The organism is Butyricimonas muris (genome assembly GCF_046365375.1).
Classification (GTDB): domain Bacteria; phylum Bacteroidota; class Bacteroidia; order Bacteroidales; family Marinifilaceae; genus Butyricimonas; species Butyricimonas muris.
Genome location: NZ_JBKEIT010000001.1, coordinates 183,835 through 205,960, shown reverse-complemented (window position 1 = coordinate 205,960; position 22,126 = coordinate 183,835). Strand labels below are relative to the sequence as shown.

12 protein-coding genes and 1 pseudogene are annotated in these 22,126 nt (G+C 44.4%); all 13 read right to left on the bottom strand.

Going from position 1 to position 22,126, the window contains the following annotated elements; translation table 11 throughout:
• Positions 1-56: 56 nt before the first annotated feature.
• Positions 57-1,184 (bottom strand): hypothetical protein, encoded by a 1,128-nt coding sequence (locus tag ACK8P8_RS00805; protein WP_369859969.1) that lies wholly within the window; start codon positions 1,182-1,184, stop codon positions 57-59.
• Between the two features lie 22 nt (positions 1,185-1,206).
• Positions 1,207-2,694, bottom strand: a complete 1,488-nt coding sequence (locus tag ACK8P8_RS00800; RefSeq protein ID WP_369859968.1) for a RagB/SusD family nutrient uptake outer membrane protein — start codon at positions 2,692-2,694, stop codon at positions 1,207-1,209.
• A gap of 18 nt (positions 2,695-2,712) precedes the next feature.
• Positions 2,713-6,249, bottom strand: a complete 3,537-nt coding sequence (locus tag ACK8P8_RS00795) for a SusC/RagA family TonB-linked outer membrane protein (RefSeq protein WP_369859967.1) — start codon at positions 6,247-6,249, stop codon at positions 2,713-2,715.
• A gap of 88 nt (positions 6,250-6,337) precedes the next feature.
• Positions 6,338-7,498, bottom strand: a complete 1,161-nt coding sequence (locus ACK8P8_RS00790) for a FecR family protein (protein WP_369859965.1) — start codon at positions 7,496-7,498, stop codon at positions 6,338-6,340.
• A 491-nt stretch (positions 7,499-7,989) separates the two neighbouring features.
• The gene (locus ACK8P8_RS00785; RefSeq protein ID WP_369859964.1) at positions 7,990-11,565 is read right to left on the bottom strand and encodes a SusC/RagA family TonB-linked outer membrane protein; all 3,576 of its coding nucleotides are present in this window, start codon (positions 11,563-11,565) and stop codon (positions 7,990-7,992) included.
• Positions 11,566-11,638: 73 nt separating this feature from the next.
• Complete coding sequence (locus ACK8P8_RS00780) at positions 11,639-12,811, bottom strand: FecR family protein (protein ID WP_369859963.1); 1,173 nt, start codon at positions 12,809-12,811, stop codon at positions 11,639-11,641.
• Positions 12,812-13,063: 252 nt separating this feature from the next.
• Positions 13,064-14,500, bottom strand: a complete 1,437-nt coding sequence (locus ACK8P8_RS00775; RefSeq protein WP_369859962.1) for an ABC transporter permease — start codon at positions 14,498-14,500, stop codon at positions 13,064-13,066.
• The gene (locus tag ACK8P8_RS00770) at positions 14,497-15,621 is read right to left on the bottom strand and encodes an ABC transporter permease (RefSeq protein ID WP_369859961.1); all 1,125 of its coding nucleotides are present in this window, start codon (positions 15,619-15,621) and stop codon (positions 14,497-14,499) included. Before ACK8P8_RS00770 ends, ACK8P8_RS00775 begins: the two co-directional genes overlap by 4 nt.
• A 1-nt stretch (position 15,622) precedes the next feature.
• Positions 15,623-17,282, bottom strand: a pseudogene (locus ACK8P8_RS00765) (ATP-binding cassette domain-containing protein).
• 7 nt (positions 17,283-17,289) lie between these two features.
• Positions 17,290-18,192, bottom strand: a complete 903-nt coding sequence (locus ACK8P8_RS00760; protein WP_369859958.1) for an HlyD family secretion protein — start codon at positions 18,190-18,192, stop codon at positions 17,290-17,292.
• A 36-nt stretch (positions 18,193-18,228) separates the two neighbouring features.
• Positions 18,229-19,635, bottom strand: a complete 1,407-nt coding sequence (locus ACK8P8_RS00755; RefSeq protein ID WP_369859957.1) for a TolC family protein — start codon at positions 19,633-19,635, stop codon at positions 18,229-18,231.
• 2 nt (positions 19,636-19,637) lie between these two features.
• Positions 19,638-20,603 carry a hypothetical protein gene (locus ACK8P8_RS00750; RefSeq protein WP_369859956.1) on the bottom strand — a complete coding sequence of 322 codons (966 nt, stop codon included), beginning with the start codon at positions 20,601-20,603 and terminating at the stop codon, positions 19,638-19,640.
• Positions 20,604-20,615: 12 nt separating this feature from the next.
• The gene (locus ACK8P8_RS00745; protein ID WP_369859955.1) at positions 20,616-22,118 is read right to left on the bottom strand and encodes a RagB/SusD family nutrient uptake outer membrane protein; all 1,503 of its coding nucleotides are present in this window, start codon (positions 22,116-22,118) and stop codon (positions 20,616-20,618) included.
• Positions 22,119-22,126 lie beyond the last annotated feature (8 nt).

Here is a 22,126-nt window from a genome sequence, read left to right as displayed (position 1 = left end):
TACCCACGCACGGCATCCACCGCCTCCCTCTTGTCAACAAAAGATTAAAATTCATTTCAATAAGGAGCGTACATATTCCCTATTCCTTGCAGGTCTATACCTATATCATTCAATGCTTTTACTAAAACATCATACTTCTCACGAATCAATCCTCCCGAATCTTTCTTCTCGTCAAATATTCCGGTACAATCATTCCTGTCATAATCTCCACTCAATGCCTCATCATTCAACATATCAAAAGAATGATCCACCACCATGCACAAATACGATTTCAAATCGACCTGTTTCATCCGTGTCGCGTTTTGCCCCCAGCCCACGATATTATCCTCGTAATTCACCAAACCGTTCGGGTAATAACTATTATCCTGTAACCAGATTGTCACCAAATAATCATAATCCGTGAAAGAAAAGAACCCCTCCGCTTCGGCTACTTTATAAATCTTATCAAATAACTTCTCCGACAGAAACCATTTATTCATTTTTGACTTACTTTCCCACTTGTCGTAATCACTCATGTTATCCTGTGTTTCATCACCGTAACTTACCACAAATACATTGGAAACAACGATAAAACCGCTTACTTCCGGAGGAGTCAGATCATTAATATAAGTGAGCAGATTCTTTCCCAAAATCAACTTCAAGGGCATATATTCACGCAGGAAATCCTTACTGTAATGATTCAAAAAAACCTCTTCCAACCACACCAATTGCTTCCCGACATATTCCTCGTCAGCCTGATCTACCCGGAAACCGTTTAAACTACCCTTCGCCCTTATCTCTTCTTTCTCCACGACAAATTCATCCCCGTCAAAATAGGCTTTATACCCGTCATGCTCGCCCAACCGGTACATCTCGCCCGTTTCACTGGTAAGAATATAAACATTATCCCCGGCAACAAACACGTCATCCGAAGCATAGCGCAACGTTACATCCGTCGTGTCAACCTTTATCTCCAGGGAACCGCCCCCCATGTTGAAATAAACATCCCTGGGTTCAAATTTGTAAAGGATATAAAAACCACACTCTTCAAACCAATTCATAATCTTTTCATCATAATCATGCTCCCCTTGGGGAAGAATATATCCCGGCTCCAAACCTTCCGACGGAGTCAATTTCTCGGAGTCGTCACATCCCGCCCAAAGCAACACGAACATGATCAAATACAATAATCTATATCTTTTCATAACCTTTGTTTTTCGATTTATACTATCTTGAGTTCTGCACCAAATTCGGGTTCAGATTCATTGCCCTTTCCGGTATCGGCAAAACATAAGCCTTTGTTGTCAACTTATACTCCACCGGGTTTTCTGAAACATCCGTGAAAAAATAATGCTTTATCTCCGGCATACCCGTGCGCCGCAAGTCAAACCAACGGTGATTGGTTTCCCCGCTTAATTCTTTCCGACGTTCCAACAGACAAAAATCAATCAAATCATCGGCATTCGCCATACTCACTTCCTCGAAAGGATACACGTTATTATTCAAACGATGGCGACGCAACTCGTTCAAATCAGCCAATGCCCGTGTACGGAACTCTTCCGTTCCGTCTTTCTTATACTTGCGGGCATAAGCCTCTGCCCGGTTCAAATATAATTCCGCCGTGCGGATACCCTGGTATTTCCCGTACCAATCATCTTTCACCGTCCCGATCTGGTAATCATCGTATTCCATTCCCACCATGACAGAACTCCACGAGAAGAAAAAACCTCCCCGCAAATCCTTTAACACGTCTGCGTCAAAATCCATGAAGGAACTTTCCATCAAAGCAACCAACTCGTCCGACACCGAATAAGGATACTTATAACTCATGTGGCTACCCAAGTTCGTTTGATGATACTCGCGTCCCCAGATAATCTCCACCGGATTCAAAGGAGAGTACACGGAATGAAAAGAATGCTCGGAATATAAATTCGGAACGGGCAATTCATCCAAATTCAACAACTCCGATTTCACCAGTAACACGGAATCCGCATAAGCCAACGCTTTATCCCAATCTTCCATATACAAGTACATTCTTGACAGCATCGCTTTTGCCGCCAAATCACCTATCCGGAAATAATCCCGTCTTTCCATGTCATAAATGGTCAGCAAACGATTGGCTTCCAGTAAATCCTTCTCTATTTGCCGGTAAACTTCTGCCACAGTATTTCTGGTGAAATACTCATCCGTCACATCGGCATCCAACTTCAGCGGAACACCCAAGTTCTCGTTCGAATCACCGTAATTATAGGGAAAACCGAAAAAATTCACCAAATGGAAATAAAGCCATCCCCTCAACGCCAAAGCCTCTCCCCGGAGACTTTCCCGTTCATTCTCCTCGCCATACATTTTATCCAGATTATCCAACACCAGATTACAACCGGCAATCCCCTTGTAGGGAATTTCCCAGAAATTCTCGTTATTCCCCCCGCCGCTACTCGCAAACATATTTTCCTCCCAACGGAAACACCATTTCCGGGCATCAAAATAAGACTGCATGGATGAATGCGCCACCCCGTTGCATTTCATGTTATCCGTCAAAATATCCGTCAAATTATAAATATTATAATCTATCAAATAGCCCTCGCCCAATAAAAGTTGATCCAAATCCGCTACCGTGGAAGGACGTATTTCATCCTGGCTCGATTCCTTCAGAAAATCACTACAACCGCCCAACCAGAAAGTCAATAGTATGATATATATCTTTGTCTTCATCGTCTTATTGTTTTATGATTAAAAAGTCACATTTATCCCGAACGAGAAACTCTGCGGCTTAGGTTGTTTACCTAAAGCGACCTCCGGATCACGTCCTTTGAAATCTTTGCTCTTGATCTGCCACGGGTTACTTGCCGAGAAATTCAGCATCACGCTTCGCGCGAAACCGGCAATCCACTTCTCAGGGAGATTATAAGAGAACGAAAAATTATTAAAACGAATAAACCAAGCTTCAACCACGCGAACATCCGAATACATCCAAGCTGTATAAGGAGCTAATTCATTCCCATTAAGGAACGGTTTTAACGCCTTACAATTATCCCCGACGGGGATAGAAGGTATGTTCGTGTATCTCTCGTCCCCGGGTTCCCGCCAACGTTTCAACAATTGAGTTGAAGCATTTTGATATTCACTCGGCATCTGATAAGGCAACGGATACGGGGAATTCAAAAACGTTTTATTCCCTCTCACGTAATAAATGCCCAAGGGAATAGAAAAACGTTTCCACCGAAAGACCATATTGAAACCTATATTAGATTTCGGTTCCATGGAACCCGCGTAAACCATATATTTCGTGGCATCCAACAAAGCCTCGTTCGTATCCGCCCCGGTCAGGTCGAACAAAGGTCCCCCGTTTTCATGATCCAATCCTTTAAAACGGAAAGCCCAGAATGCCCCGATAGGATACCCCTCTTTCACTTTATTCCCGGAAACGGCGTCATCGTATGAATGTATCGGTTCCATGGAAGAATTCACCTTATTATTGTTAGACGAGAAACTCGTGGATATACTCCACATGAAATCTTTCGTTCGTACCGGTATCACGCTCAAACTCAAATCCCAACCGGAATTAGTAATATCCCCCCCGTTAATATACATACTGATCACCCCGTTTTCAGCAGGCACACTCCGTTGCGTGATCACATCTTTCGTCTTTTTTAAATAATAATTATAAACCCCGTTAATCCGATTGTTGAAAAAAGCAAAATCAATCCCCACGTTCATCGAAAGAGTCTTCTCCCATTTCAAATCCGGCGTCGGACGTTTAGAAACCTTCAATGTCGATTCGCCCGTATTAACATCCACTTTTTCTATACTACAAATCAAATCCGGACTGACATTCTCCGCCACGTTACCCTGATACCCCAGCGATCCCGTGAAAGCAAGATTGCTCACGATATTTTGCCCCTTCATCCATTTTTCGTCCGATGCATTCCAACGTAATCCCAACGACCAAACCGGTTGGAAGCGATGCCGGGCATCCTGACCGAAGCGATTGGATATATCCCCTCTCATGGAAAGATTAATCGAATAACGATTATCGTACATGTATCCTCCCGACAAATAATACGACAAATAATTTGAAGTTTTATCGGTTATCGTCGGTTGAGTCCTGGCGTAATCCGTATTCAATATTCCACTGGGAGTCTCGATAGGCACGTGGGCAAAACTCTTTCCCCGATCCGGTTGATACCCCCAATTCGTTTGCGTGTATCCCTCATTCTGGTTACTTCTGGCTTCCACGCCCCCCATGATGTTAAACGAATGCACTCCCGCTAATTTCACGTATTCCGCCTGCAAGCGGGTAGTGTAATTAAAATTACGGTTTTCCAACACGGTTTGTACCCCACCTATCGGCAACCTTGAATCTTGATAAGGTTTATCAACAGCTGTATACTCCCCGAAATTATATCCCCGGTCGAATGCAATCTTGTTCGACCTCTCCGTGAACCAAGTTTCCGCAAATGTTGCACTGCTACCACCACCTAACGTCAAAGATACCGTCAAATTCTCCGTTACCACCCAACGGGCACTCAAGTTCGTGATAAGACTTCTCGCCTTATTCTCGTTACCGGAATTAGCCAATTCATTCAAAATATTATAATCATACCCGTTCTTATCGTAATACATCAACTTTCCATCCTTATCGTATGCCGGAAGCACCCGGCTAGTACTGAAAGCATACCCGAAAGGATCTACCCCATTGGCAAAAGCCCTTGTTTCCGTGTGATCCCCGGATAAAAAAGCGGACAACGTCAATTGATTCCAAAGAATCACATCCATATTCAAACTGGCATAATAGGACGTCTGGTCATTCCCTCTCGCCGTGTTCTTCACGTCAGTATACCCGAACGAGGAGCGGTATGTCGACTTATCATCCCCGCCCGAGAAACTAATCGTGTGGCTCTGGCTAAAAGGTGTCCGGTAAAGAATATCAAACCAATCCGTGTTCGTCGTTTCCAATTCCTTCACTTTCTCGCTAAACTCCTCCAAGCCGATTTCTCCTCTTTCATAAGCCAACGCTAACCCCGTGTAACCTATCGTTTCCTTGGGCATTTTCGCTCCCCGGCGATACCCCTCCCGCGATAGATCCACCCGTTCTTTGGAATTCATGATTTCCAACTTGTCGTAATTCATTCTTACGCTCGTGGTAAAACTTCCCGCGTAATTTAACGACATCTGCCCCCTTTGCCCTTTCTTCGTCGTGATCACGATCACCCCGTTTGCCGCCTTCACCCCGTAAATAGCTGTCGCCGACGCGTCCTTCAATATCGTTATATCTTCAATATCATTCGGGTTCAGCCACGAAACGGCACTCCCGACAAAATCCTTCATCATATCCACGTTATTGTCCCCGATAGTATTAAATATATCCATCTGGAAAGGCACCTTATCCTCCTGTATAATTCCGTCCACTACCCAAACGGGATCGGCATTTCCCAGCAAAGTGGAAGTTCCCCGCACCCGCACCTTCTGGCGGGTACCCGTCAAACCGCTCTGGTTGATAACCATCATGCCCGGTACCAACCCTTGCAACATTTGCTCCAACGTTTCGTTGCCCGTTATGAGCAAATCCTCCGCTTTTATCTTCGTGTACGCCCCGGCTACCCCTTTCTCTTTCACGGCCTGATACCCCGTCTTCACGACTTCTTCCAACACTTCCGAAGACTCCTTCATGATTACATTGATCGTGTCCTTCCCGTCATAAGCCACCTCTTTCGTCTCCATCCCGATAAAAGAGAACACCAACACGAAACGCTCCATGTCCAAAGGTATCCCGATTTTGTAATTACCATCCTTATCCGTCGCCCCTCCCACTTTCATGTTTTTCACCATCACCGTCACCCCCGGCAATGGTAGTTTCCGCTCATCCTTGACATTACCCGAAATCCATCTCCATTGCCCCGCACTCTCCGTCTTCCGGCGTATCGTGATATAATCTCCCGTGACACGATATGAGAACGGAAGTTCCCGCAACACGATATCCAGTATCTCCGTCACGCTTTTCCCGTTCATTTCTGCCGTCACCTTGTAAGCCTTCACGTCCTCGTAATTGAACACGAACTTGTACGTGTCCGAACGTTCCAAAACCTTAAACACCTCGTTCAAAGGTTTTTCTTTCCACGTAAAACTCAAATTCTTCGCTTGACCGTACGAAGAAACAGAAAAAAGCATTGACCCGAATAAGGTAAATAGAACCAATATCAAACGCACTTTTCGATGCCAACTCCCTTTTTCTTCTTTCAAAGAAGGGTTCATTTCTCTTTTTTTCATAGATTTGTATGGTTTTTATTAATATTCAGGCTGAAAACTTTCAACCTAGTATCCCCGGGAAAAGGTTTGCCGACCTTTTCCCGGTTTATTACATTATAATTACATTCTTTCCTTTCAAACTAATACCCAACTTTCCGGTTTCGTTTAAACGTTCAACCACCTCTTCCGTCGTCTCCCTACGGTTTGCCCAGAAATTAAAACGATAGTCTTTCACTTTCGTATCTCTATAAGAAACGGTAAAATCAAACCAACGTCCCAACTCGTTTAATATATCTTCCAACCGAACATTGTCATAGTAAAAAAATCCGTCTTTCCATGCCGTGTATTTCAACATATCCACCTGTTCCACCATAAAGGAATCTCCTGTCCATGCGGCATTCTCTCCCGGTTTCAATGTCACCTCCCCGGCATCTTTTCCACCTCCCCTCACCGCCACGCATCCTTTCACCAGTGTCACGTTTATCGCCTTTTCCTTGTAAGCCTGCACGTTAAATTCAGTCCCTAACACCCGGGTACTCACTTCCCTCGCCACCACCACGAACGGGCGTTTCTCGTCCTGTTTCACTTCAAAATAAGCCTCTCCTTCCAAGTACACCTCACGTTCTGTAGCCCCGAAAGCCACGGGATAACGCAACTCCGATTCGGAATTCAGCCACACCCGGCTTCCATCATCCAAGATCACCGCGTATTCCCCTCCCCTCGGTACCAGCAACCGGTGATACTCTTCCTTTTCAGCCTTTGCAGTATCTCCCTTCACGTATGTCAATATACCCGTCGAATCAATAACTATATTTTCTTCTCCCGGTACATCCACCACGTTTTTCACGTTCAATCCCAACAATATCTCATCCCCTTTCCCGGTAATCAATTTCACCCCGCCCTCCCCGGAAAGCATAACGGCTCCCGATTCAACCGGAATCTCCTCCTTTGCTCCATCATATTTTAAAAGTAAACCGACACCAACCGCCACGACAAGCATTGCCACTATCCCGTACCACCATCCAAGATAAAGCATTCGCTTTTTTCCCGGCTCTCTTAAATTCATTTTCCGCCATTGCTTTTCGACATCCGGCTCCCCGATTCCCAATTCACGTATTCCCGCCTCCCGAAAAGCTCTCAACTCTTCCAGCAAAGCCTCATGCCCCGCTACCGACAACCATTCCCGAACCTTATCATTATCCATACATTCCGGATGCTGTAACACATAAAGAGCAAATTCTATTTTATCTAAATCATGTTTATCCATCATTATTCATTACATTTATATCCTATACACGCCAAGGATATTAAAACGGGTGATGTTTATCTCCGACTTTTTTATTTATTTTCTGCAAAAACATGTACCATCCCACGTGCCAAAGAAGACGGCTCACCCAAAGAATCACATGCAAAGCAATAAAAATGAAAAAATAAGGCTCTTTACCACGTGTATTCAAAATAAAATAAGTTAAATAATTAGAATATTTAACATATGTACTTTGTACTTGATTTATAGCATCTCCTATTCAACTCCTATTCAACTCCCATTCAACTCCTATTCATCTCCTATTTTAAAGGTAAAACAATAGTATTTTAATTGAAATTGAATAGAATTTAATAATATAAAAGTACATGATATATAAATTGATAATTCGAATAAAATAATGAAATACGACGAAAACTCATCCTCAAACAGAGAGGACAAAGTATTTCCAAACGTTTTCCCCGGGTTACGCTTGAAATATCGCTAAAACAAAAAAATCAGAATGTCGCGCTTAAACTAAACGTGTACGAGGGACGTACCGGCACCGCGATAGAGGAAGATGAGCCGGTCTGTGTACTCGGGTCTTGCCCCTTCAACGCCCGATGACTCCATGTAGCTAAATGAAGAGCCATTAAAGAAAGTTGCATCGAACTCATTTTCATCGTTTCGCACCAACGTTCGGGCAGAGTGTAACGCAGGCTCACCTGTTGCAGTTTCAAGTAATTACCGCTCACGACACGGATATCCGAATCATTATACATCTGCCATATATTCTCCGCGAACTTGAACGATTCGTTTCTCCACCAAGGTCCCGGGGCATTCACGGTTTCGGCAAACTCGGCATTCGGCAATATCCCCGGAATGACTGTATATTTTTCATCTCCGGGTCGTTTCCAACGATCGACCATTTCCCGGCGCAAATTCTCCGCAGGTTGGGGTATCACGTTCTTTACATTACTATATAATTTCAACAAACGCACTTTTGCCCCCACACTGTACGTGAAGTTACAACTCAACATGAAATTTCCGTAAGTAAATGTATTTCCTATCCCACCTTGAATATAAGGCATCCTACAACCGGAGAAATTCATTACCGTCTGAAAAACATCCTCGTTCGTCATCGCGTCATACACTTCCCAGTTCTCTTCCCCGATGTTGGCAAAAGTAGGCCTGCCATCCTTTGAGCTTAACCCTGTAAACTCATAAGAAAAGAACGAATACAAAGGACGTCCCACGATCTGTACCTCCCCGTCAATATAATCCTGATAGCTGTAACTATTATGTAGCACTTGATCTCGTTCTCCTTTTTTCACGTGCCGATCGACCAACATATTCAGAACTTTACTTAACTGGGGATCTATTCGCCACGAGAAAGCATTTTTCTTTGTCGACGCTATCAAATAACAACTTAACCCTAATTCCATTCCTTGGTTTTCAATTGTTCCTTGATTCACTACATATTCCCGGGTACCGTTAATAACGGATATCTTTTTCTTCAGAAAAGCATCTTCCGTTTTTTTGTAAAAATAAGAAGCCGTACCCCGTAATCGTCCCTTGAAAAGTGAAAAATCCGCCCCGACATTTAGAGAAGCCGTCTTCTCCCATGTCAGATTGGGATTCGGGAATTTATAAATATACGCTTCGTTCGCTTCCATCTTGTCATTCCAATCGCCTTTTTCTATAATCATCTCCGGGGTTTCCAAATCCAGAATATTTCCCTGATAGCCGAAAGACACACGAAAAGAAAAATCATCCATCCAATTTATTCCGCGCAACACGCCGTCTTTTATATTCCAGCGCCCGGACGCCGACCAGATCGGCAACAACTTTCTATTAGCCTCCTTACCAAATTTATTGGAGGCATCGATACGCGCGTTCACGTTAAAAATGAAGGTATTCTGTATTGAATAAGTAAGCGAACCGTATAAAGAAATCATATTCGTCACCTGATGTTTAGTTATTCCCCGTGCCTCGGGAGTATCCTGTAACCATCTTTCAAATGTCGGATACTTCTTTCCATCCACAGGTTCGACCAATCGCCCGTTATCGGATAATCCACCCCGGTATACCTGCCTCTTTCCCGTATATTTCGAAGAAATCACTTCTCCCCCGACCACAAATGAAAAAGAATGATTCCCCGCCTTACCCGGATAAGAATTGAAATTCAACTGTCCCCGCAAAGTATAACTATAACTTTTCGTGTAATCCTCTCGTGCTTCTCCCCCGAAAGGAAGTACCCCGCGGCTTTGACTTCCGTTATAAAGCTCACCCCGCAAATCGGCCGCGTAAGCCGTCTTTTCCCCGAAATAAGTATCTTGATCCGTATGATTACGACTATACGCGAACACGGTTTCCGCTTTTAACGTCTTTGTCAATCGATAGCCCAAATGGGTCGAAAAAGAAATTCCCTTTCCTTCTATCGTGTTTCCACTGTGCTCCCGCTCGTTCAACACGTTATAATTTACCATATACGTCGTTCCCTGCCGGGGATAATACCACAAGGAACCGTCTGTATTATATACCGGAACGGCACGACTTGTATTATAGGCATAATTCAACAATGCTACCTCGGAAGGAGTATAGTACCTTTTCTGCACATTGCCTGCCAACCCGAACGAGAAATCCAATCGCTTGTAATTTCCCGACAAACGTATTTTAGCCGTGTAACGCTCTCCCCTCTCTTTCTTCAATATTCCATTTTCCCGGTTATACCCAAGCGAAACGTAATATTGTACGGAATCCGTCCCACCCGAGAACGACAAATTATGGTTATGTGAAAAAGCATCCCGACAAATCACATCAAACCAGTCCGTGTTATTCCGCTCATAGTACCCTACCTGCTCTTGAAATTCCGAGAAAGAAAGTTTACCACTATAATATTCCCGCAACACACCTTCATAACCGACCCAAGAACTGACATTCGACAACACGATCCCCTTTTCTATCATCTCCCGCGAATAGTCGATACGTTCAACCGCATTCATCATGTCGACAGAACGATCCGTATACCTCGAACGAGTGGTTAAGGATGCCGTAAAATTGTAATTCACGGATAAAGGTCCCGCTTTTCCTTTTTTAGTCGTGATCACGATCACGCCGTTGGCAGCCCTAACTCCATAAAGGGCGGTAGCCGAAGCATCTTTCAGTACATCGATCCGTTCCACGTCATTCGGGTTTAGCCCGGAAATGGCATTTCCCAACAAATTCACGAAATCCAGATCATTGATTTGCGCCGCATCCACGTTCACCGGGTCATTCTGCACGACACCGTCAATCACCCATAAGGGTTCCTGCGTTCCCAGTATGGTTGAACTTCCCCGGATTCGCAATCTCGGGGCTACTCCTATCTGTCCTGAATTTTGCATGAAAATCATCCCCGGCACGTGCCCTTCCAGCATTCTGTCTATCGTGGACACTCCCGGTAACATGATATCGCTCGCTTTCATAGAAGTCACGGCACTTGTCAAATGGCGTTTGGATATATTCTGGTATCCCGTGATGACAACTTCTTCCACTTCCTGGTTCTCGTCCACCATAACAATATTCAAATCGCCTCGTCCTAAATACTCCACTTGTTTTGTCCGTTTCCCTATAAAGGAAAAAAGTAATATAACATGATCCGTTTTCGATAATAAAATTCTATATTCTCCGTTACCATCCGTTATTACACCTCGGCTCGACCCCTTGAGCACAATAGACACACCCGGCAACGGATCTCCTTTTTCATCAGAAACTTTTCCCTTTACTTCGTGCATTTCAAGTATACCTTCTTTCCCGGCATGAACAGGACGAATGACTATATAACTATTCAATATTTCAAATTCCAGTCCCGTACCCTTCAACAAATAATCGTACAACTCCTTTAACGTGTATTCCCGAAGTTCCAACGTCACTTCCCGGTACATATCCAACTCGTTATTACTAAACAACGTGAGCATACTTGTCTGTTGCTCGACCTCATCGAACACCATGCTTAGAGTCTGCACCGGCCGCGTAATCTTTACCGTTTGTGCAGTCCCCTCTTCCGACACCCAAAAAATGAGCACGATGGCCCACACCAACGTCCATCTCATAATACTCCGCTTTACTACAAGAATATCCCATATTCACACTCGCACGTGAACATTTTCATTAGCTTTTCGCTTTTTATTTCTCCTTAATAGTGATATTGTTCTCGTTAATCTTAAATTTTACATTCGTTGTACTTTCCACCAATTGTATAAACTCGTTGAAATCCACGTCTTTCCGAACTGCTCCCGTGAACCGGTAAGCCTTACAAGCATCATTTTCAAAAATAAAATCCACATCATACCAGCGCTTCAACTTCACCGTCAATTCACCCAACGGCATATCCAGAAAACGGAACATACCATCCTTCCATGAAGTGTACAAGCGTACATCTACTTTCTTTACAATCGGCTCTTTTCCATCTTCCCTTACCTCCAATTGCTCTCCGGGAGTCAATTTATAGTGTTTCCCCTTGTAATCCACCTCTACCGCTCCGGACACCAAGGTCGTTTGTTCAAAACCATCTTCCGCATAGCCACATACATTGAACGATGTTCCTAACACACGTATCGCGGTTTGTCCTGTCTTCACGACAAACGGGTGTTCCGTATCTTTCGTTACATCAAAATAAGCTTCTCCTTTTACTTCCACGATACGCTCTTTCCCTTTAAAAACCGAGGGAAATTTTAATTCACTTTCCGAGTTGATCCATACCTTTGTCCCATCCGCTAACACGACACCGTACTCCCCACCTTGCGGTACCCGAATCGTCGTTTGTTCCACATCTCCCTTCACGTTTTTCGGGACAATCAAAGTATTTGCCGAATCTCGTCCCAAAACCTTTCCGTTTTCCCCCACGAGCAAACGTTCACCACCTTTCTCCAACTCGATGGTTTTTCCTCCCGCCAGTTCCCATATCGCTTTTTGTGAACCCGGCTTAAAACCTGCCGCGGAAGAAAGTAAAGTTGTACTCACGGGTTCTTGCGGACGATTTATAAAAAATATTCCCGCGATGATTATCACAACAATTGCCGCTGCACTCCACCAATAAGGAATCATTCGCCCGCGCTTTTTCCCCGGAGTCTTTCCGGTCTTTTGATCTACCCGTTTCCAAGCCTCCTCCGTATTAATTCGTCTGAAAGTCCGGATGTCACGCCCCGCGGCAGCATATCGTTTTAACTGCTGCATCTCTCCTTCCAGTTCAGGATGAGCTTGCAACCACTCGTTTATATCTTTCTGTTCATTCTCGGTTAACCCCTCTTCACAGGATTTTAAAACCAAACGAACAATATCTTCCGGCATCTCGTTCATAATAATATATTTCTTCTCACCACCACGACAGGAAAAACTCGAAAATGGGTGACAACAAATATAAAAATATTTTTCCATACAAAAAATTCCCGGGCAACAAGACGTTATCGCAATCTCTTTCCAACCCCGATGATAATAGCTAACTCGTCAAAAAATAAAAAAAAGACCGGAATCCGACCGGATATCGTATTTGCCTCCCGGGAATATATTTTCAATCGTAAATCATAAATCGTAAATCATAAATCTAAAACTCTATCTCGCTTTCCGGAAATTCCAAATCGCCCACCCGTTAAACACGATAATAAAAATACACAAGGCTCCCATCTGGGGCAACACGTGTTTCAATTCACTACCATAAGCAAAGAAAAGGCGCATAGTCTGAATATAATACCGCAACGGGTTAATATCCGCGATTACCTGAGCCCATCCCGGCATACTATCTATCGGTGTCCACATCCCACAAAGCAAACAAATAATCAGCAAGAAGAAAAAACAAAGTAACATCGCCTGTTGCTGATTCCGGCAAGCCGTTGAAATCAGTATCCCGAACCCGACCATGGCAACCAAGAATAAAAAAGAAGTGAGATAGATTCCCCCGTAACTTCCCCGTGGTACAATACCGTATACCAACCACACGATAATCAAACCGATGGTCAAAATGATCATCCCGATCACCCAGAAAGGAATAATCTTGGAGAAAATGAAAGCACTTCGTTTCACCGGACTCACGTTCATTTGCTCGATCGTCCCGCTTTCTTTTTCCGTCACGATATTCAATGCCGATAAAACGGTCCCGATCAAACAAACTAATATTGCCAATATAGAAGGTATCTGGTACAAACTCGACTCCCCGTCCGGGTTATACCGGTTATTCATAAGCATATTCACTTGCTCGAAATTCGCATCCGCGGGCTTTTCTAATAGCGGGATATTCACGTCCGGCACACTCGAACTTATCGAGATTCCCGGCACGTGCATGGTTTCCACCCCGTATCCCGCATTTATTTTTTCCGTCATGGATTTTTCCACCGACACCGGTATTTGCACCCGTGTAGCCTCCGCTTCCATCTGTGCCTGTTCCGCCTCCGCCCGGGCGATCATCATCGCCTGTGATTGTGCTATCCGGGATTGTGATTCGACTTCCGCCTTGGCTCTCTTCATCATTTCCGCCTGAGCCTCCGCCTCTACCCGGGCAAGGATTTCTTCCTGTGACTCGAGCCTGAAACCCGGTTGAAAGCCAAACCCGTCGATATATTCCCAAATATATCTTTCCATGATCCGGAGAAAATAAAAAGAAGACAACCCGGCGGTCACCCCGTTTACCGCATCTATTTCCAACAACAAGGATGCCGGACTTCGCTCCATGATACTTTTCTCGAACCCTCGCGGGATTTCCAGTATACCGGACGTTTTATTTTCCTCCAGTACTGCCAATCCCTCGTCGTAAGAACCCACGTAAGCCCCTATCACGAACTGACTCGAAGCGGTTAACTTCTTCAAGAAATTCGTCGATGTTGTCGAACGGTCATGATCCACCACGCTCAAGGCAATTTTCGATGTTTCCACCTTTGCCGCCGGGGGAAGAATAAACAGTAATATCACGGTAATCAAGAATAAAATCAGCAAAATCGTCTTATCCCTGAATATCTGAAGAAACTCTTTCTGTAATAAAAATCCTAACATTCTCATGACAACCGGTTTTTAAAGCATTTGATACTGATAATGATCAAGACTACCGTTATCACGACCATTAAAATTAATTCCGGGTAAACCGCTACCATTCCCAATCCTTTGATCATGATATTTCTCGCCGCCGAAATAAACAAAGTTACCGGCATCAGGTGCACCGCCGCACGCATTGCCGGGGAAAGCACATCCAACGGAAAGATAAACCCGGACAACACGATAGACGGGAGCATCAACCCGGCAATGGAAACCACGATAGCACTCCGTTGCGTCTTGGTCAGCACGGATACCATGATACCCAACGCCAAAGATGACAAGGTAAATATTGTACCAATAAAGAAAAGCAAGAATATATTCCCGGCTATCGGCACATCCAGTATAAATACCGATATCAGCAAAATAATCACGATATTAATCATACCCACGATCAGGTAAGGCACCAGTTTCGCTAAAATGATTACCGGCGGACGTATCGGCGACACCAGCAACACTTCCATCGTCCCGGATTCTTTTTCTTTCACGATAGCCAAGGAAGCCATCATCGAGCATACCAGCATCAACACGATACCGATCACCCCCGGCACGAAATGGAACGCACTGCTCAATTCCGGGTTATACCGCATCTTCACTTCCGGTATAATCTGAATCGGTATCTCCCTGCCGGAATTCATTTTCTGCTGGAATTTCAACAAAATCACCAGAATATGTGATTCCAAGGTGGAAGAATTAATTTGCAGGCTGGCATCCATGATTACCTGCATATCCCCTTTTCCCGTTTGTTTGATACTCTTCTCGAATCCCGGCATAAACACGAATGCCTGTGACAACTTTCCCCGCTTGAATAATTCATCCACTTCCTCCATCGAATGTACCCGTCCGAGTACTTCAAACGTCGTGCTGGCATCTATTTCCGCCATCAACTGCCGGCTTAACGGATCATTCGACATATCCAACACCACCGTGGGCATCTCCGTCAAATTACTGTTCAACGCGAAACCGAATATTAACAATTGCGTGATCGGTAACACGATCAACACCAGCAAAGTCTTCCGGTCACGTAATATATGAAAAAACTCTTTCCGCGTGAAAGCTAAAAATTGATCTATAAATGTCTTTATCTTCATATTAACCGTCCTTTCTTTGTGCCCTCCGCGCCAACAAGTAAAACACCTCCTGCATACTCGCCACGCCATATCGTTGTTTCAACGCCATCGGCGTGTCCAACGCCTCGATACGCCCGTCCACCATGATCGACACCCGGTCGCAATATTCCGCCTCGTCCATGTAGTGCGTGGTTACAAACACGGTAATCCCGTCCCCGGCAGCTTTATAAATCAACTCCCAGAACATCCTTCGCACTGCCGGGTCTACTCCACCCGTCGGTTCGTCGAGAAACACGATCTGGGGTTCATGGAATGTAGCCACGGAAAACGCCAGCCGTTGCTTTACCCCTTGCGGCAACAACTTCACCAGTGTACCCCGTTCTCCCGATAACCCGAGTTCACCCAGCACCCGATCCATTTTTCCCCGGATTCCCGTGCGGCTCATCCCGTATATTCCCCCGTACAGACGAATATTTTCCCTCACGGTCAGCGTCTCGTACAGCGAAAACTTCTGACTCATGTAACCGATCCTGCTTTTTATTTTTTCCGATTCCCGGGCAATATCAAACCCCACGACTTTCCCGGTTCCAAAACTAGGCTTGCTTAACCCGCACAACATCCGCATGGCGGTCGTCTTCCCCGCCCCGTTTGCTCCGAGAAAACCGAATATCTCTCCCCGGTACACCTCGAACGAGATATGGTCAACAGCCGTGAAACTCCCGAATTTCTTCGCCAGACGTTCTACCTCAATCACCTTTTCCATCACACTTGTCATTAGTCAATTTCATGAAATAATCTTCTATACCCGCCTCTATCCGCCACCATTCCACACTTTTATGTCCCGCTTTCATTAAACGCCCCGCCAACTCTTCGACCGCATATTCCCGTTCATGAAAAGTCACGTGCAACGCATCCCCGAACGTGAAACAAGAGTAAACGGCAGGTTCTTTTCGTATATCCTGCAACAAAGTATACATGTTCCGCCCCTTGAAAGCCACTAATTTTTTATCATGCTGTTTCACCAGATTATCCGGACTATCTATAGCAAGTATTTTTCCCTTGAATATCAACCCGATCCGGTCACACAAACGAGCCTCATCCATGTAAGGCGTCGATACCAGTACAGAAATGCCATCCCCGCTCAAGCGCTTTAACACATCCCAGAACTCTTTCCGTGAAATCGGGTCTACCCCCGTCGTCGGTTCATCCAAGAACAACACCTCCGGTTTATGAATCAAAGCACAACACAAGCCCAGCTTCTGCTTCATTCCTCCCGACAGAGCACCCGCCTTCCGGTCTTTAAATGGTGCCAACTGCTCGTATATATCTTTAATCTGCCCGTAATTCGCTTGTACCGTCGTATCGAACACCCGAGCAAAAAAACGAAGATTCTCCTCTACCGACAAATCTTGGTACAGGGAAAACTTACCCGGCATATACCCCACGATATTCCGCACCTCCCGGAATTGCTTTACTACATCATATCCACCCACGAAAGCCTGCCCCGCCGAGGGCAACAAAAGCGTCGTCAATACCCGGAACAGCGAACTTTTCCCCGCCCCATCGGGACCGATCAACCCGAACACTTCCCCTTTCTTCACCTCCAGCGAAATGCTTTTCAAGGCGACCACCTCTTTCAGCATCTGCCGGTAAGTCATTCCGATATTTTCCGCTACAATCATACGTCATCTATAAAGAATTAAACTTCACGTCAGCATACATCCCTACCCGCAAGAACCCGTCATTCTCCACGCGTACCTTCACGGCATACACCAGATTGTCCCGGTCATCCTGCGTCTGTATGGTCTTCGGGACAAACTCCGCTTCCGAAGCTATCCAAGATATCTTTCCCATGTATTCCCGCTCCTGTCCCCCGCCTAACTTGGCAAATACCCGTACCGGATCGCCCACTTTCAATCCCGCCATTCGCCCTCCTTCCAAGTAAACCTGAAGGTTCATGTTCTTTAAATCCCCGATCTTGTATAACGCCTTTACCGGAGCTGCCAACTCCTTTTCCTGCGAGTATTTTGCAAGCACGGTACCGTCGATCGGGTTTACCACCTTGCAGCGCCTGATCTGGTCATTCACTTGATCAATTTTCAAGGCTATTGCGGCACTCTCCGCTTTCGCCCCGGCAATCATCACTTCCGCCTGATGTGTCTGTCCCTTCAACATCGAACGCCCTTCATCCACTATCGCTTTCACGTCATCATACTGTTTCTGTGTTGCCGCCTTCCCTTCCAACAAACGTTCCACCCGTTTTAACTCCTTTTCTCCCTTTTCCAGTTTTAACCGATACACTTCCAGCATCTTATCCAAATTCGGGATTCTCTCGTCTACCGCCTTCACTGCCTGCTGTGCCTGTACCTTCAACCAGTGTAACTGCATCGTATCAATAAGACCAACCACCTTACCCGCCTCGATATAATCCCCCTCCATTACATCCAAACGTTCAATCCTCCCGCTGATCTCCGATGACACGATCACCTCCCTTGCCTCAAACATCCCCGAACCATCCCGCTCCTCTCCTTTATCCTTGCAACCAACTCCCAGACAAACCAAAACCGCTAAACTCAATACCTTGCTTTTCATACTTTTACTTTATAAACCTTACAAACCTTATGAACTTTATAAACCCAATGTCAACTTCTTCGTGTAAACCATCATTCCCAACTCGATTTCCCGCAACACCTTCTCCTGATGTGCGATCAACGCTTGATTTACATCCATGATCAACTCTGAAATCGTACACACCCCGTTCTCGTATTTCACGACAGAGGCTTCCCGGATACTTTCCCTCAGACGGACAGCTTCCTCGTCACTTTTCACCATCTCTCGTAATTTCTTGATCTCCGCGTCTTGCATCAATACCTCCATTCTCGTGTTAAAAATAAAACTCTCCTGCATATTCCGCATACTCTCCTGCTGCACTTGTATCAACTTCTTCTCGTTCCTCGACGTGTTCAGTTTCCCAAAATTCCAACTGAACATCACTCCCCCGATAAAATAAGGTTGAAAATCACTCTCGAACGTGTTCAATCCCGATTTACCGTAGCCTCCCATCGCGAACAATCCCAATTTCGGCATATTCTCTGCATTTTGCATCTTTAAATCGGCATCCAATCGCTTGATCTTCCGCTCCATGTATTCCAATTCCGGACGCTTGATCTCGTCGCTCTTCGTGAACGTTGCCGTTTCCGGCATCACCAGTTCCGTTTTCTCGGTCACGGACTTGCCCGTCAAACTCGATAACACTCCCAGACAAACCTCTCGCTTGGCGTTCAATTCCATGCGCAATTGCCTGTATTTAATCCGCTCCACGTCGATCACATCCAAGTCCGTTTCGTAAATCACCCCTTGTTTCAATGCCACCCCGACACGCACCCGCAAGCTATCCAAAATCTCGTCAGCCCGGTTCAACTGCTCCTCCCGTCCTTCGATGGTCAATAAACCGAAATATAACTGCTTCACTTTATCCTTGATCTCGTACAACTTCGTATCCAATCCCGCGTGCATCGCATCTATTTCTGCCTTTGCCATCTCCTTCCCGGCTTTCACTCTTCCTCCCGTCCACAATGCCTGTTGCAATGATAGTGACACGTTATATCGGTCCTGATCACTCACCGGGATTTTCATCCGGGGAATCGATACAGGAATATTCACCGTTGGTAAACTCATCCCCGGGATCGAAACCACCTCATTCAAATCCGCCGACACGTTCACCTTATCCTTCATCTTCAACTCCAGTTCTGTCTTCTCCGACTGCCACGACGCCACCCCCGTCAAACTAAACTGCGGCCTGTACACCCTTGCGATATTCGACAAGGTGTATTCCTTCGCCTGTTCCAACAACCCGTGTTGTTTTATCGCCGGGTAGTTCTCCATCGCCCATTGCTGGCACTCTTCTATTGTGATTCTCTCCTGCGCTCCACCCCGTACCGGAATCACGCTTAATAACAGAAATCCGAAAAATAAAGCAAATGTTTCCTTAAAGCATCCCAAAAAGGGATGCTTTAATTCCTGTCTTTTCATCATATTTAATTGTTATTTATTTGTCTATACTTTAGTATGTCGGAATTTTCCATCATCTCCAACATAGTCTCGTACTTATGAACAACCAAAGGGTAATCCCTATATCGTTCCCGTATATCTTGATCGGAGTTAATCAATATCAAACCAATATAACTAGCATAATCCTGCTCTTTCGTCGGGACAAATACATGAGTAGGTGTAGGTTCCGCTCTCCAATCTAACAAACCAAACATTTCCGGAGCCGGCTTGGGATACGAAATCGAACCTTGAGGTTTACCACCATAATTATTCACTCGTAACGGACGGAAAGCCACATCTGTAGCTTTATATACCGTTTTTGTTACAATCGTATCAAATGCCTCAAACAATTCTTCATTCAACAAAGTATTGTTAACCACATCTTCTACTAATTCCATGGCAGCGATTTCTGACATCACCTTACGTTTCTTATTATCATCCCAAGATCGCACCCGTTCTATATTGCCAATAACAGTCGTTTTCATCGACTTATAACAATTAGTCAACAACGCATCCTGTGCTCCCCCGGGTGTCAAATACAAAGAATCCACCAACAAATAAGAAAACGGATATTGCTCTTTTGGCAAAAGATTCAACAAATATTTTTGCATTAATTCAATCATTGCCTGTACATCCTCCCGATTGTCAGCCAAAGCATAACTTGCAGCAGAATTATAACTTGAAATACCATATCCTATGTCTATCACCTCATAATAAGTATAGGGGTTTCCTCCCGCATCATAACGTTCCTCCGAAGCCAATGTATCATTATAGAAAATAGGAAGCCCTAATTCCGAATAAATTTGATAACGCAAATGATCCAAAGCATCATTAGGGTTATCCTCAACCACAAAATAATCACGATCACTCTTAGAAGGTGACAATTCATCCTCTTTTTTACACCCGAATAATAAAATACAGGCTAAAATTCCATATATAATCTTCATTCCCATAATTTACTTGTTTTAATAAAGAATACTTTCATACCGTTCGTTATTTTCCATTCTTCCCTCGTTCTCTTCAATTTCAAAACCGGGTATCGGCAAAACCCAATTATTAGAAGGATAAGGGGGCAACAAATAGTATCCCTCATACGCCCCAGGCATTTGAAGCCCCCCAGTAGTATGAGTGTAATGATTATGCCTGATCTCCTTCGTCATGACATAATTCGGACATACGGCATAACGACGTAAATCAAACCAACGGTGTCCCTCGAAAGGAAGTTCCAAACGACGTTCTAAACGGATCTTTTCAATCAAATTTTCTCCGCTTTCCGTAACCGTTCCGACACTAGAAGACTTGATTCGTTTTTCGCGTAATTCTTGAAGCAACTCTCTCGCACCAGCCTCATCCCCCGTCATGGCTGACGCTTCCGCTAAATTCAAATATACTTCAGACAAACGAAGTGTAAAAATATCTGATATATATTCATTTAGAAATGTTGAATTATTACCGGCTTTTGTAATTTTAGGATAATACCCTCCTCTTAAATAAGTAAACAAAAGAGTTTTACGACAATCATCCTGATTATATAAAGCATACAACTCGTCAGAGACCTGAAATGTTGAAATAGAAGTAGGTTGTGAGGATATCTCCCAAAACATTCCATCCCGATGACTCTTTCCCATTGTAAAAATCAACTCAGGACTACTGGGAGAAATCAAATACTGCGATCTTTCTGCCGCTATTAACCCCTCATTTCTGACAGCATCAAATAAAGAATACTTCTTTAATAAAGGATTACATACTTCCGGTATAGAATCCCATCTGCCCATATAACAATACACCCTACTTAACAGCACTCGTGCAGCATCTTCTCCTGCCCAATAATAAGATTTCGGTATCATACCGGAAAAACAATGAATAGATGTTTTCAAATCGTTCACGATCTGGTCATATACTTCAGCAACAGAAGCACGTCCCCAATAACGATCATCAATAAAAGCAAAAGTCTTCAAAGGTACTCCCAAATCCGATTCTGATGTTATTTTAGAATAGGGCTTTGCATAAAGATTTACTAAATAGTAATAATAATAGGCACGTAGAAAATAAGCTTGTCCCTTCACACGGTTCCGTTCCTCTTCCAAATCATCAGTAAAATCATCTACTTTATCCAATACGGCATTCGTGACGCCAATATACGTGTACAATTCAGACCAAACCGGATCGTCATACTCCCCATCCTCGTCTATACACGGATCCTTTGCCCAAGAATAAAATCCAGCCAATTTTCCCCTTGTCAATCCTTTTTGCGTTGTACCATATACAAATTCGTTCACGTCATCATCCATCACATGAAGCATTTTAAAATTAGTAGTATGTGCGGCATAGGCTCCTCCTACCAATAATTCCTCCAAATCGACACAATTGGTTGCATAGGTCAAATCCTGCGACTGTTCTTCCAAAAAATCACCACATCCACACAAAAGAACAACAACACACCATATGTAAATTATATTTTTCTTCATAATCCTCT

Coding starts and splice junctions, on each gene's coding strand:
- ACK8P8_RS00805 (WP_369859969.1), bottom strand. CDS start 1,184: ATGAAAAGATATAGATTATTGTATTTGATCATGTTCGTGTTGCTTTGG.
- ACK8P8_RS00800 (WP_369859968.1), bottom strand. CDS start 2,694: ATGAAGACAAAGATATATATCATACTATTGACTTTCTGGTTGGGCGGT.
- ACK8P8_RS00795 (WP_369859967.1), bottom strand. CDS start 6,249: ATGAAAAAAAGAGAAATGAACCCTTCTTTGAAAGAAGAAAAAGGGAGT.
- ACK8P8_RS00790 (WP_369859965.1), bottom strand. CDS start 7,498: ATGATGGATAAACATGATTTAGATAAAATAGAATTTGCTCTTTATGTG.
- ACK8P8_RS00785 (WP_369859964.1), bottom strand. CDS start 11,565: ATGAGATGGACGTTGGTGTGGGCCATCGTGCTCATTTTTTGGGTGTCG.
- ACK8P8_RS00780 (WP_369859963.1), bottom strand. CDS start 12,811: ATGAACGAGATGCCGGAAGATATTGTTCGTTTGGTTTTAAAATCCTGT.
- ACK8P8_RS00775 (WP_369859962.1), bottom strand. CDS start 14,500: ATGAGAATGTTAGGATTTTTATTACAGAAAGAGTTTCTTCAGATATTC.
- ACK8P8_RS00770 (WP_369859961.1), bottom strand. CDS start 15,621: ATGAAGATAAAGACATTTATAGATCAATTTTTAGCTTTCACGCGGAAA.
- ACK8P8_RS00760 (WP_369859958.1), bottom strand. CDS start 18,192: ATGAAAAGCAAGGTATTGAGTTTAGCGGTTTTGGTTTGTCTGGGAGTT.
- ACK8P8_RS00755 (WP_369859957.1), bottom strand. CDS start 19,635: ATGATGAAAAGACAGGAATTAAAGCATCCCTTTTTGGGATGCTTTAAG.
- ACK8P8_RS00750 (WP_369859956.1), bottom strand. CDS start 20,603: ATGGGAATGAAGATTATATATGGAATTTTAGCCTGTATTTTATTATTC.
- ACK8P8_RS00745 (WP_369859955.1), bottom strand. CDS start 22,118: ATGAAGAAAAATATAATTTACATATGGTGTGTTGTTGTTCTTTTGTGT.